10 protein-coding genes and 1 pseudogene are annotated in these 12,646 nt (G+C 68.7%); 9 read left to right on the top strand and 2 right to left on the bottom strand.

Features of this window, described 5'->3' with window-relative positions:
* Positions 1–10: 10 nt before the first annotated feature.
* Together AC5P6X_RS19795 and AC5P6X_RS19790 are read left to right on the top strand one after the other, a co-directional pair.
* Positions 11–445, top strand: coding sequence for a VOC family protein (locus AC5P6X_RS19795; protein ID WP_021204492.1), 435 nt, complete (start codon positions 11–13; stop codon positions 443–445).
* Between the two features lie 289 nt (positions 446–734).
* Positions 735–1,439: pseudogene (locus tag AC5P6X_RS19790) on the top strand (helix-turn-helix domain-containing protein).
* A gap of 9 nt (positions 1,440–1,448) precedes the next feature.
* On the opposite strand, the gene AC5P6X_RS19785 reads toward AC5P6X_RS19790, so the two are convergent.
* Positions 1,449–2,327, bottom strand: a complete 879-nt coding sequence (locus AC5P6X_RS19785; RefSeq protein ID WP_227843662.1) for a sterol desaturase family protein — start codon at positions 2,325–2,327, stop codon at positions 1,449–1,451.
* 142 nt (positions 2,328–2,469) lie between these two features.
* Here AC5P6X_RS19785 and AC5P6X_RS19780 point away from each other — a divergent pair, with 142 nt between their 5' ends.
* From AC5P6X_RS19780 to AC5P6X_RS19750, 7 genes are all read left to right on the top strand, one after another.
* The gene (locus AC5P6X_RS19780; protein ID WP_181453421.1) at positions 2,470–3,420 is read left to right on the top strand and encodes a LysR family transcriptional regulator; all 951 of its coding nucleotides are present in this window, start codon (positions 2,470–2,472) and stop codon (positions 3,418–3,420) included.
* Between the two features lie 92 nt (positions 3,421–3,512).
* Positions 3,513–4,163 carry a DsbA family oxidoreductase gene (locus AC5P6X_RS19775; RefSeq protein WP_108270423.1) on the top strand — a complete coding sequence of 217 codons (651 nt, stop codon included), beginning with the start codon at positions 3,513–3,515 and terminating at the stop codon, positions 4,161–4,163.
* 35 nt (positions 4,164–4,198) lie between these two features.
* Entirely contained in the window at positions 4,199–5,206 is a 1,008-nt protein-coding gene (locus AC5P6X_RS19770) for a cyclase family protein (RefSeq protein ID WP_012480589.1), read from the top strand.
* Positions 5,207–5,425: 219 nt separating this feature from the next.
* The gene (gene imuA / locus AC5P6X_RS19765; RefSeq protein ID WP_005413787.1) at positions 5,426–6,040 is read left to right on the top strand and encodes a translesion DNA synthesis-associated protein ImuA; all 615 of its coding nucleotides are present in this window, start codon (positions 5,426–5,428) and stop codon (positions 6,038–6,040) included.
* A 9-nt stretch (positions 6,041–6,049) separates the two neighbouring features.
* Positions 6,050–7,459: a Y-family DNA polymerase gene (locus AC5P6X_RS19760; protein ID WP_049402509.1), complete on the top strand. Its 1,410-nt coding sequence runs from the start codon at positions 6,050–6,052 to the stop codon at positions 7,457–7,459.
* Between the two features lie 6 nt (positions 7,460–7,465).
* Positions 7,466–10,576, top strand: coding sequence for an error-prone DNA polymerase (locus tag AC5P6X_RS19755; protein WP_262091270.1), 3,111 nt, complete (start codon positions 7,466–7,468; stop codon positions 10,574–10,576).
* A 191-nt stretch (positions 10,577–10,767) separates the two neighbouring features.
* The gene (locus AC5P6X_RS19750; protein WP_005410054.1) at positions 10,768–11,274 is read left to right on the top strand and encodes a hypothetical protein; all 507 of its coding nucleotides are present in this window, start codon (positions 10,768–10,770) and stop codon (positions 11,272–11,274) included.
* 32 nt (positions 11,275–11,306) lie between these two features.
* Here the strand turns inward: AC5P6X_RS19750 and ptsJ are convergent, their stop codons facing one another.
* Entirely contained in the window at positions 11,307–12,593 is a 1,287-nt protein-coding gene (ptsJ, locus tag AC5P6X_RS19745; RefSeq protein ID WP_108270421.1) for a MocR-like B6 salvage transcription factor PtsJ, read from the bottom strand.
* Positions 12,594–12,646 lie beyond the last annotated feature (53 nt).

The following is a 12,646-nucleotide window of genomic DNA, read 5'->3' as shown; positions in this document are numbered from 1 at the left end:
AACCGAGCCCATGACCGTCCACCGCGACTTCGACCATCTCTGGCGTGACCGCTGCGATACGTCCAGCCAGCGCGCGCCGCGCGTGCTGATCCGGGTGTTCGTGGCCCCCGGTGAGCTGGAGCGCAGCGTGGCGTTCTACGAGCAGCTGCAGGGCGTGGTGGCCGATGCGGGGTTCCCGTTTCCGGAGGCCGGCCTGCGTCTGGCGATGGTCGGGGCGTTCCTGTTGATCGAGGGCAGCGAGGCGGCGCTGGCGCCGTTCACTTCGACCACGGGGACACTGCTGGTCGATGACGTTCGGCCCTATCACGACAAGCTGGTCGCGGCTGGCGCCGAGATCATCTTCCCGTTGCAGGTGGTACCGACCGGGGCGGCGTTCAACGCGGTACATCCCGATGGGACGGTGGTCGAGTACGTGCATCACCGGCCCGACCCGCACGGGCGGTGAGGGTGCGCCCGGCACCCGCGGTAGTGCCGGCCGCTGGCCGGCAACCTCAGAAGCAACAGCCGAAGCAAAAGCGGGCTTCCTGTGGGATGGCGGGGTGGGTCCGGTTGCGGGGGACGCCGTGAATCCGTCCCTGGAGGCTCGGTCGCGCCATCCATGGCGCTCACGCCCCCGCAACCGGACCCACCCCGCCTTCGACAATTCGCCGCAATCTGCAGTAGATCCACGCCATGCGTGGATGCTCTTCGATCAATCGTCGAATTGATCGATTTCGATGGAGATTCATCCACGCATGGCGTGGATCTACAATCCCTCCATGTCCTCCCCTGCCCTGCCCTGGAATGGCACGTTGCTGCTGGATGCGCACGCCGCCGTGCTTCACGGCCATGCCGGTGACAGCGCCTCGCATGCGCACTACGCCCATCAACTGCTGTTGAGCGACGGTACGCCCTAGCAGATCGAAGTCGATGGCGTACGGCAGCAGGGCCAAAGGCTGTGGCTGCCCTCCTTCCAGACGCACGCGATCCTGTCGGCGCCGGAAGCAGGCTGCACGGTGTTCCTCGAACCCGCGCATGCCGATCCCGCACAGATCCAGCAGCACCTGCACGTACTGCCGGGCAACGTGCTGGAACTGCACGACTGGCTGCCACGACTGAGCCGCCCGCAACCGCTGGACCGCCGCGTGCAGGCGGCGTTGGCCCGTATTGCCCAGCACCTGCCCGGCCCGGTGCCGGCCGCCGATATCGCCGAGGCGGCGCACCTGTCGACCAGCCAGCTGCACCGGCGTTTCCAGTCCGAGCTGGCGGTGACCCTGCGCGGCTGGGTGCTGTGGCAACGGTTGCGCCGCGCGCTGATGCATCATCTGAGCGGTCACAACCTGACCGACAGTGCGCATGCCGCTGGATTCGCCGATCTGGCCCATCTCTCGCGCAGCCTGCGCCGCATGTTCGGCATCGGTGCCGCGCAGCTGCAGGGCCTGCAGCTGCACGCGGCCTGACATGTTCAATCATTCGCGCCTGCGCAGGCCTTCCGGCAACTCCGGCACCTCGCCATGCGGCAATTCGCGGAACGGCGCCAGCAGCTGCCCCGGATAATCGCGCGGATAGTCCGGTTGGCTGCCGATGCCAAGGTCGCGTTGCTGCAGCCGATAACCCGGCGCATCGAAGGCGGTCCCCAGCAGATGGTCCCAGGCGGTCAGGAACAGGCCGAAGTTGACGTCGCCAGCGGTGCCGTAACGCATGTGGTGGAAGCGGTGCAGCGGCGCCCAGGCCATCACCCGGCCGAGCACGCCGGGACGCATGTCAACGTTGGAGTGCTGCAGCAGCAGCTGGATGGCAATGGCGAAAGCCAGCACCGCAGCCACCGGCATCGGCAGGCCCAACAGCAGCAGCGGCAGCACGCCGCCCACCGCTTCGGCCGCCTGATGCAGCGGGTGTTTCATCAGCCCGTTGAAGCCGTACATGCGGGTGACGCTGTGGTGCACCGCATGCAGCCGCCACAACCAGCCGATGCGATGGCTGGCGTAGTGCACCAGGGTGATGCCGAGATCAGCGCAGACGATGGCCAGCAGCACCTGCAGCGCGAATGGCCACTGCACCGGCCACAACTGCCACGGAATGATTGCCGCCAGCAGCGGCACCGCCGCGATCGACAGCAGGTTCAGGCTTTCGTTGACCAGTGCATGCAGGGTGTCACGCAGGCTGTCGCCGTGGTCGTGGTTGAACGCGGGGTCGTACGGCCAGGCACGCTCGGCGGCGAACGAGACCGCGATGGCGGCCGCCAGCAAGGCCAGCAGCCACAACGGATCACCGTGGCAATGGCCGACCCAGACGACGGCAGTGGCAACGAAGCCCAGCAGGAACAGCGGGGCATACAGGCGGAGCATCCAGTGCTTCATGGGCAACCCGGAAAGTGAGGGGCCTGCATGCTGGCGCCGCGTATGGGGTGCTGGCTTGAACAAACGACGCAACCCGCACGCACCGGGTAGACGCCGACCTTGGTCGGCGCCGCGTTTCCCACATCCACGCATGGCGCGGCTCTACAATGGCGCCCTCATCGCGCCCGGGGCCGGCATGGATTCCTTCAACCTGATGCGTGCCTTCCGCCGCATCGTCGAACGCGGCGGGCTGGCCCGCGCTGCCGAAGACCTGGGCATGTCGCCGGCCGGCCTGAGCAAGCAGCTGCGCACGCTGGAAGCGCATCTGGGCGTGGTACTGCTGCAGCGGACCACGCGGCGCATGAGCCTGACCGAGACCGGCCACGCCTATTACCGTGAATGCTGCCGCCTGCTCGACGAGCTGGACGCATTGGAACGTGGCATCGCCGAACAGCGCGGCGACGTAGCCGGGCGCCTGCGCGTCAATGCGCCGCAGTCGTTCGCACTGAGCACGCTGTCGCCGCTGCTGCCGCGCTTCCTGCAGCAGCATCCACAGCTGTCGCTGGACCTGGTGATGGAAGATCGCCTGCTCGATGCAGTCGGTGAGGGTTTCGATGTGTCGCTGCGGCTGCGTGCCGAGCTGGATGATTCACGCCTGGTGGCGCGCCGGCTGGCGTCGCTGCAGCAGGTGCTGTGCGCGGCCCCGTCCTACCTGCGGCAGCATCCGGCACCGCAGGCGGTGGACGATCTGCAGGCGCACAGCGTGCTGGCCTACAGCCTGTCCGACTCACCGGGCAGCTGGCCGCTGCTCGGCCCCGATGGCCAGGTGACGATCACCCTGCCAGCGCGCGTCACCGTCAACAACAGCCTGCTGCTGCGCGACCTGCTGGTGGCCGGCATGGGCATCGGCGCCCTGCCCTCGTTCCTGGCGGCACCGGCACTGGCCCGTGGCGAACTGCAGCAGGTGCTGCCCGACCACCGCTATCCGCCGCGCTTCGTGCATGCGGTCTACCCGACCTCGCGCCACCTGCAGCCCAAGGTGCGTGCCTTCATCGATTTCCTGCACGCCGAGCTGCCCGGCTGCGCCGGCCTGGATTCGTAACCGCCAGCGAAAACTGAGCTGCCCGCGGCGTGCTGTTTCGGCCACGCCGCGCTGCCTAATCTGCCGCCTCCCCTCTCACCGATGGCAGGCAGATGTCTTCCGTTCCTTCCCCCGCCACCGCCGCGCCGGTGGTCGATTTCTTCCACGACGTGGTCTGCGGCTGGTGCTTCGTGCTGGCCCCGCGCCTGCAGCAGGTCTCGGCCGAACTCGGCATCCAGGTGCGCCACCGCAGCTTCGTGCTGCAGGACTCGCGCGCGCAGATGGTCGAGGTGTTCGGCTCGATGGGGCGCGCCAAGGCGATCATCCTGCGCCACTGGACCGACTGCGCCGCGCATGAAGACACCGCGCGCATCGATATCGAAGGCATGCGCGCACAGGACTTCGAGTATCCGTCCGGCTGGCTCGGCGCACTGGCCTGCCAGGCCGCCGGCATGCTCGGTGGCAACGACGCCCATGGCGCGATGTTTGATGCCGTGCAATGGGCGCACCTACACCAGCACCGCAACATCGGCGACGCCGAAGTACTGCTGGATATCGCCGAATCGCTGGGCCATCCACGTGGCGCCTTCGCTGACCACATGCGCAGCGACGCAGTACGCCAGCGCGTGCAGGCCGATCGTGCCGAAGCCGCTGCCCTCGGCATCCGTTCCATACCCACCGTGATCGGCGGCAACGGCCTGCGCCTGCAGACCCTGCCGCTGCCACACCTGCGCCAGGCCCTGGCGCCTTTGGTCGCGGCCTGAGCCGCACCCTCCCCCACCCTGCAAGGAGATTCCCCATGACCCCACGTACCCTGGCCACCGCGCTGGCCCTGCTGCTGGCCGGCACCGCCGCTTCCACCACCGTGTCCGCACACGAACGCGTTCCCTCCGGCCAGCAGGTCGGCACCAGCCCCTGGGGGCCGAAGGACGAGATCGGCCGCCTCAACCTGATCACCGAAGCCTCGCGTGCGGCGATCCTGTCACGGGTCAGCGGCGGCAAAGCCTATGACCTGGCCACCGAATACTACGTCGGCATGCCCAGCTGGCAGGATGCCGGCGACCCGCACTACCAGTTCTGGATGACCCACACCCCGCGCGGCACGGTGATGGACGACCCGATGGGCGTGGGCGAGACCATGAACCTCACCCGCAGCTACACCGGCACCGCATTCTCGATGTACAGCCACACCGGCACCCACATCGATGCGCTGAACCACTTCGGCATCCACGGGAAGATCTGGAACGGCTTCGAGGCCGACAAGCACCTCGGCGACCGTGGCTGGAATGTCACCGGCATCGAGAAGTTCCCGCCGCTGATCGCGCGTGGCGTGCTGATCGACGTGGCCGCCGCCAAGGGCGTGGACATGCTGCCTGACAGCTACCGCGTCACCCGCCAGGACCTGAAGGATGCGCTGGCACGCCAGAAGGTGAAACTGCAGCAGGGCGACGTGGTGCTGATCCGCACCGGCCGCATGCGCCTGTTCGAGCAGCCCAGGGCCTACATGGCCAACCCGCCGGGCATGGGCCTGGACGCGGCGCGCTTCCTGGTCGAGGACAGCGGCGCGATGATCGTCGGTGCCGACAACCTCAGCTTCGAGACCTTCCCCTCGGAGGTGTCCGACGACTACGTGCCGCTGCACACCTACCTGCTGGCCCAGCAGGGCGCGCCGATCATCGAGCTGGTGGCGCTGGACGAACTGGCCCGCGACAAGGTCTACGAGTTCGCCTTCATCGGCGGCCCGCTGAAGATCCGCGGCGGCGATGCCGCGCCGCTGCGCCCGGTGGCGCTGCCGGTGCGCCCGTAACCAGGGCCTGTGGGTGCTGACCTTGGTCGGCACTCCTTCCCCCCTTCAGCAACCTGAAACCGGACCCTCCGATTTTATTAGTAATTCTACTCACAAGGCGAGTAGCATGTCTGGTCTCAGCCCCTGATACCGGCCCGTCGATACTCGCGCCATGCCCGCTGTTTCCGCCCGTTCCTGCCGTTTCCAGCCCGCCCGGCGCCTCCCCTGGAGGGCCGGCTGATGGGTGCCGTCGTCGCCCTCGACCGGCTGCTGGACGGGCGCCAGCTGTGGCGCGGCCCGGCCCGCCAGGGGCCGGCCAGCGACCACCTGGCCAGCGGCCACCCGGCACTGGACGCACGCCTGCCCGGCGGTGGCTGGCCCACCAGCGGGCTGTGCGAGGTACTGCAGGCGGCGCCCGGGGTGGGTGAGCTGGCGCTGGTCTGGCCGGCGCTGGCCAAGCTGAGCCTGCGTGACCGCCCGATCGTGCTGGTCGCCCCGCCCTATCGCCCGCATGCCCCGGCCTGGGCGGCAGCCGGGCTGGACCTTGCCCAGCTGCAGATCATCCACGCCGCGCCGAAACAGGCGCTCTGGGCCACCGAGCAGTGCCTGCGCTCTGCCGCCTGCGCGGCGGTGCTGTGCTGGCCACACCAGGCCGACGATCGCGCCCTGCGCCGGCTGCAGGTCGCCGCCGACAGCGGCCAGTGCCTGGGCTTCGTGTTCCGCGAGGCGCAGGCGGCGCGCAATCCCTCTCCGGCCAGCCTGCGCCTGCAGCTCGACCACGGCCAGGTGCGGGTGCTGAAGTGCCGAGGCGGCCTGCCGCCGGCGCAGCCGTTGCCGCTGGCCATCGCCCACTGAGGCCGCGCCATGCACTGGGCCTGCCTGTTGTTGCCGCAGCTGGCGCTGGACAGCGTGCTGCGCCTGCAGCCGGATCCGCAGCGCCCACTGGTGCTGCTGCAGGGGCCGGCACAGCGTCGCGTACTGCGTGCGGTCAGCCCGTCGGCACGCGCAGCCGGGCTGCGCCCGGGCATGCTGCTGTCGGCTGCGCAGGTGCTGGTGCAGGACATGCACCTGCACGATTACGATCCCAACGCCGAACAGCACACCCGGCAGCTGCTGGCCAGCTGGGCCTACGCCTACAGCTCCCAGGTCAGCCTCGATTTCCCGCATGCACTGGTGCTGGAGATCGGCGCCAGCCGCGCCCTGTTCGGTGACTGGCTGACGATCCAGCAGCGGCTGCGCAACGAACTGCACGAACTCGGCTTCCGTCACCGTCTGGTGGCCGCACCTACCCCACATGCCGCGCGCGTGCTGGCCAACGTCCACGACGGCCTCGGCATCGATGCACAGCAACTGCCGGCGGCGCTGGCGCAGTTGCCCCTGCCACGCTGCGGCCTGCCCAACGAGGCGGTGACGGTGCTCGGCCGCTCCGGCCTGCGCACGCTGGGCACAGTGCTCGAGCTGCCGCGCGACAGCCTGGCCCGGCGCTTTGCCCCCGAGGTCCTGCAGCAGCTGGATGCACTGCGTGGGCTACCCACCGCGCCACTGCGCTACTACCAGCCACCGGACCGTTTCGATGCACGCATCGAATTCGAGTACGAGATCGAATCCAGCCAGGCCCTGTTGTTCCCGCTGCGTCGCCTGCTGCTGGACCTGGCCGCGTTCCTGTGTTCGCGCGATGGCGGCGTGCAGCGCTTCGACCTGCATTTCGAGCACGACCTGCTGCCGGCCAGCGTGCTGACCATCGGCCTGCTGGCACCGGAACGCGATCCCGCGTTGCTGTTCGAGATCGCGCGCAACCGCATGGAAGCGTTCGCCCTGCCGGCCGGCAGCCGCGCACTGCGCCTGCAGGCCGAACAGCTGCCACCGTTCGTGCCCGCCGCGCGCGACCTGTTCGACACCCGGCCGGCACAGGCAATGCCCTGGAACCAGCTGCGCGAGCGCCTGCGTGCGCGGCTGGGTGATGATGCCGTGCAGCCGCTGGCGGTGCAGGCCGACCATCGCCCCGAACGCGCCAGTGGCACCCAGCCACCGGCCAAGCCCCCGTCGTACTGGCCGCTGCGCCCTGGCTGGTTGCTGGACACCCCGCAACCGCTGCGTGATCCGCGGCTGCGCATCGTCACCGGGCCGGAGCGGATCGAATCGGGCTGGTGGGACCAGGCCGACGCGCGCCGCGACTACTACGTGGTGGAAACCGCACACGGCCAGCGCGGCTGGGCTTTCCGTGAGCGCAACGATCCGCATGCGCCGTGGATGCTGCACGGCTGGTTCGGCTGAGCCGCCATGCACAGCGAACTGCCCGGCTACGCCGAACTGCACTGCCTGTCGGCCTTCAGTTTCCAGCGTGGTGCTTCGATCGCCGAAGAGCTGTTCGCGCGCGCCGCCGGCCAGGGCTACCGCGCGTTGGCGATCACCGACGAATGCTCGCTGGCCGGCATCGTGCGTGCCTGGCAGGCGGCGAAGGCGCATGGCGTGGCGCTGATCGTCGGCGCCGAATTCCAGGTCGAGGACGGACCCAAGCTGGCCCTGCTGTGCACCGACCAGGCCGCCTATGCCGGGCTCTGCCAGTTGATCACTACCTGCCGGCGGCGCGCGGCCAAGGGCGAGTACCGTTGCCTGCGCGAGGACCTGCTCGGCCTGCCCGACGGCCTGCTGTGCCTATGGCTGGACCGGCAACCGGCGGCCACCGATCTGGAACTGCTGCGCGCCGGCTTCGGCGATCGCCTGTGGCTGGCGGTGGAACTGCACCACGAACACGACGACGCACGCCGCCTGCAGCAGCTGCAGGCCTTCGGCGAACGTCACCGCCTGACGCTGGTCGCCAGTGGCGATGTGCACATGCACGTGCGACGCCGCCGCGCCCTGCAGGACACGCTGACCGCGATCCGCCATCGTTGCAGCGTGGCCGAAGCCGGCTGGCGCCTGTTTCCCAACGGCGAGCGCCACCTGCGCCCGCGCACCGCGCTGGCCCAGCTGTATCCCGCCGAACTGCTGGCCGAGACCCTGCGCATCGCCGAACGCTGCCACTTCACGCTGGAGCAGCTGCAGTACACCTATCCACGCGAACTGGTGCCGGAGGGCCACGATCCGGACAGCTGGCTGCGCGTGCTGGTCGAGCGCGGCATCCCGTGGCGCTGGAAAGGCGGCATCGAACCAGCACAACGCAAACAGATCGAGCACGAACTGGCGTTGATCAGGCAGAAGAACTACGCCTCCTACTTCCTCACCGTGCAGGACATCGTGCGCTTCGCACGCAGCCAGAACATCCTCTGCCAGGGCCGCGGCTCGGCGGCCAACTCCGCGGTGTGCTTCGTGCTGGGCGTGACCGAGATCGACCCGGCGCGCAGCAACCTGCTGTTCGAGCGCTTCATCTCCGCCGAGCGCGACGAGCCACCGGATATCGACATCGACTTCGAACACGAGCGCCGCGAGGAAGTGCTGCAGTACGTGTTCAAGCGCTACGGCCGCGAGCGCGCCGCCTTGACTGCGGTGGCGATCAGCTACCGCGGCCGCAGCGCGATCCGCGATGTGGCCCGTGCACTCGGCCTGCCGATGGACCAGGTCAACGAACTGGGCGCGGCGATGGACCACTGGGGCGGCCACGTACCACTGCCGGAGACCCTGCGCGAGCGCGGCTTCGATCCGGAAACACCGCTGATGCGGCGGCTGCTGGCACTGACCACCGAGCTGATCGATTTCCCGCGCCACCTGTCGCAGCACCCGGGCGGCTTCGTGATTTCCGAGCACCCCCTGTCGACCCTGGTGCCGGTGGAAAACGCGGCGATGGCCGATCGCACCGTCATCCAATGGGACAAGGACGATCTGGATGCCACCGGCCTGATGAAGGTCGACTGCCTGGCGCTGGGCATGCTCACCGCCATCCGCAAGTGCCTGGCAATGCTGCAGCAACATGGCCTGCACAGCGGGCGCATGGATGCGATCCCCGACGAGGACACCCCGACCTACGACATGATCAGCGCCGCCGATACCATCGGCGTATTCCAGATCGAGTCGCGCGCACAGATGGCGATGCTGCCGCGTATGCAGCCGCGCAATTTCTACGATCTGGTGATCGAAGTCGCGATCGTGCGCCCTGGCCCGATCCAGGGCGACATGGTGCACCCCTATCTGGAGCGGCGCCGGATCCTGCGCGAACAGGGACCGGACGCGTTGAACGACCCGGACAACCCGCTCTACCCACCGCAGCTGGAACGCGTATTCGCACGCACGCTGGGCGTGCCGCTGTTCCAGGAACAGGTGATGCAGCTGGCAGTGGAAGCGGCCGGCTACACGCCGGGCCAGGCCGATGCCCTGCGCCGCTCGATGGCGGCATGGAAGCGCCGTGGCGGCCTGGAACCGCATCGCGAGAAGCTGCTGGCCGGCATGCTGAGAAACAACTTCAGCCGCGAATACGGCGAGCATCTGTTCGAGCAGATCAAGGGATTCGGCGATTACGGCTTCCCGGAAAGCCATGCTGCCAGTTTCGCCCTGCTGACCTATGCCAGCTGCTGGCTGAAGTGCCATCACCCGGCCGCGTTCACCGCCAGCCTGATCAACAGCCAGCCGCTGGGCTTCTACAGCCCCGACCAGCTGCTGCAGGACGCGCGCCGGCACGGCATCCGCGTGCTGCCGGTGGACGTGCGCCACAGCGGCTGGGACTGCTCGTTGGATTTCAGCAAGGGCCCGGCGGCGATCCGGCTCGGCCTGCGCCTGATCGATGGCTGCAACGAACCCGTCGTGCAGGCCATCATGCGCGAACGTGCGCAGCGCCCGTTCGACGATGTGGGCGACCTGTGCCAGCGCACCGCACTGGACCGCCGCCAGCAGGGCCTGCTGGCCGATGCCGGTGCACTGCGTGGGCTCAGTGGCCATCGCCATCGTGCACGCTGGGATATCTCCGGCGTGGAAAACCGGCTGCCACTGTTCGACCAAGCCCGCGCCACTGCCGAAGCCCGCGTGCCGTTGCCCCTGCCCAGCGCCTGGGCGGACATGCAGGCCGATTATCGCAGCACCGGCACCACACTTGGCCGCCACCCGATCTCGTTCCTGCGCGCGCAGCTGCGCAGCCGTGGCTGTCTGGACGCTGCACAACTGGCCGGGCATGGCCATGGCCGTCGCGTGCGCATCGCCGGCCTGGTACGCATGCGCCAGCGCCCACAGACCGCCAGCGGTGTCACCTTCCTCACGCTCGAGGATGAGACCGGCATGGTCAACGCCGTGGTCTGGCGGCACCTGGCCGATCGCCAGCACCGGGTGCTGGTCGATACCCAGCTGATGCAGATCGATGGCCGCCTGGAACGCGTCGATGGCGTCCAGCACGTCATCGTGCAACGCATGCATTGCCTGGATGAACTGCTGCAGGGACTGCGCAGCCACAGCCGCGATTTCCACTGACGCCGGGAATCACCGCGTAACGGCCACTGGGTGATGTCGAGCAGGTAGAGGTAGAGTCGACTGTCAGTCGACTTGCGCGCGCCAGCGCGGGAATCTCCGTGATCTGATCGAACAGCAGTCGACTGACAGTCGACTCTACCCATCGCCTTTTGCATCCGCTATCGTCGGCACATCCAAGGAAGGACCACCCGATGCCCCGTGCGCTGCTGCTGACCACCCTGGTGGTCTCCACCCTCGCCCTGCTTGTTTCCGGCTGGACCGCCTGGAACCTGCATCGCAGCCAATCGCCACAGCGCATCATCGAAGCACGCGGCCTGGTCATCCACGATGCAAGCGGCCAGCCGCGGGTGATCCTCGGCGCACCGGTCCCCGACCCGCTCAGCCAGGGCCGCACCCAGGGGCCGCGTGCCACCGCCCTGTCTGGCCTGATCCTGCTTGGCCCCGACGGTTCCGAGCGTGGTGGTTATGGCACCAGCGACCGCGGCGGCGAAGCCCTGCTCACCCTCGACGATGCCACCGGCACTACCGAAGTATTCAAGGTCGTCGCCAACCCGGATCGCGGCGCCAGCCTGATGGTCAAGCACCAGAACAACACCGGCGCCATGCTCACCTCCTGGCAGGGCAAGCCGGAGCTGATGTTCGTCGATGACAGCGGCCAGTCCTACTACGTGCGCCCTGGCGCCAACGCCGCGCCCTGATCGGCTTCTGTAGCGTCGAGCCATGCTCGACGCTACACCCCGCACACGGCCGCCAGGTCATCGGCCAGCTGCCGCAGCTGCGTCGTCCCCAGCGCCGCACAGGTGATGCGCAGGCCATGTCCCGGCGCCGCCACCGCGAACACTTCGCCCGCCCGCACATGCCATCCGCGCGAAGCCAGTGCCAGCACCTGAGGATGGCTGTCAGCCGACAACGGCAGCCACAGGTTCAATCCCTCCATTGGCAGCGGCGTCGGCATGCCACGCGCGCGCAGCAACTCCTGCAGCGACTGCAGGCGCTGCTGGTAACGCTCACCTGCCGAGGCGATCTTCGCCCGCTGCGTTGCCGACGCCAGCACCGACGTCGCCGCATCCTGCAGCAGATGACTGACCCAGCCGGTGCCGGACGCCAATCGCAGCCGCAACCGCATCGCGGTTTCTTCATCGCAGGCCAACCAGGCCAGGCGCAGGTCGGGGCCGAGCGGTTTGGACAACGAACGCAACAGCGCCCAGCGCCGGCCATCCAGCGGCAATACCGAGTGGTAGGCCTGCTGCGAAAGCAGCGCGTAATGATCGTCGACCAGCACCGCCACCTGCGGGTAGGCCGCCAGCAGCTGGCGCAACGCCCGTGCCCGCTTCGCATCCAGGCTGGCCCCGGTCGGGTTGTGCGCACGCGGGGTCAGCAGCACCGCGCGTGCACCGGCCTCCAGCGCCTGCCGAAGTGATTCGACCTGCATGCCATGCGCGTCCACCGCCACCGGCAACGGCGCGTGGCCCACGGCATTGAGCACATTGAGGCTGCCGAGGAAGCACGGATCCTCCACCGCGATGCGATCCCCCGGCAGCAGCCAGGCCGCCAGCAGGCGTTCAATGCCATCGACCGCGCCATGGGTCAGCTCCAGCGCATAACCCGCCGGGCAGTCCGCATCCAGCGAGGCGCGCGCCAGCGCCTGCAACCTCAGGTCGACCGTGCCCACGCCATACAGCCGCGGTGCGGCCGGGGCCAGGCGCAGGTTCGGCAGCAGGCGCGGATCCGGATTGCCACCGGCCAGGTCCTGCAGCGCCAGCCCGGGCGTACTGCCCTCGCGCGCCAGCGGCGGCGGCAGGCCACGCACCACCGTGCCGCGGCGGCCCGCCGTGCTGGCCAGGCCCGCCGCATCCAGGCGCTTGTAGGCAGCGGCCACGGTGTTGCGGTTCACGCCCAACTGCTCGGCCAGTTCACGCACCGGCGGCAGCACGCTGCCGGCCGGCAAGCGGCCCTCGCCGATGCCCTCACGGATGCTGTCGAAGATCGACTCGGCACTGTGCCCGGTGATTTTCATTTTGTCCTATGCCAAAATATCTCTTGTCCTGTGCCAGTGTATCCCACCCTGGC

This window comes from Stenotrophomonas sp. YJH_SMC_40, from assembly GCF_059368615.1.
The sequence above is the reverse complement of the archived record's forward strand: the minus strand, read 5'-3'. Positions and strand labels throughout refer to the sequence as shown.